We start from the raw sequence: 540 nt of genomic DNA, 5'->3' as shown, positions 1-540 counted from the left end.
ACACTGGCTGTTTCACTTGTCGGCGAACTTGAGGCAGAAAATCGAAGCTACCCTGGAAGTATTTTTCATCGGTCAGAACCGAGATCGCGTCTGCGTAGTTGTTGTAAACCGACGCGATGTAGTCCAAATCGAAGTCGTTGCGGATAAGGCCTTTTGATGGCGATGCCTTTTTGCATTCTGTAATGAATACGGTTTTATCGCCACTCAATGCATCATAAAAACTGCGATCTGACGGCAATAGATCCGACTGAAAAGTGCTCAGATGCTGTGATGCTTTTCGCTCTGCTACCCATTGGTATTTATCGCGAACAATTTTGGCAAGCACTTCCGCCATTTCTGCTTCTTTTTTTGAGACGTGCTCTGATAAGTTGTTTGCTTGCTGGGTGTTGAAGTCAGTCATCTTCATCTGTTCCTTAAGCGTGCGCGGCAAGTTGCTGTACCAATTGGTAAGCTTTGCCTGAGTTCATAGCCTCGATCGCTTGCTGCGTGTTGGCTTTTAAATCTTCGTGGCCGAATAAACGCATTAGAAGTGCGACGTTA

2 pseudogenes are annotated in these 540 nt (G+C 45.9%); both read right to left on the bottom strand.

Annotation, left to right across the window (positions count from 1 at the left end):
- Positions 1-400, bottom strand: a pseudogene (locus tag R7040_RS29395) (bifunctional indole-3-glycerol phosphate synthase/phosphoribosylanthranilate isomerase); the annotation flags it as partial.
- Between the two features lie 13 nt (positions 401-413).
- Positions 414-540 (bottom strand): annotated as a pseudogene (locus tag R7040_RS29390) (anthranilate phosphoribosyltransferase); the annotation flags it as partial.

The organism is Vibrio sp. 1069, assembly GCF_033340555.1.
The sequence above is the reverse complement of the archived record's forward strand: the minus strand, read 5'-3'. Positions and strand labels throughout refer to the sequence as shown.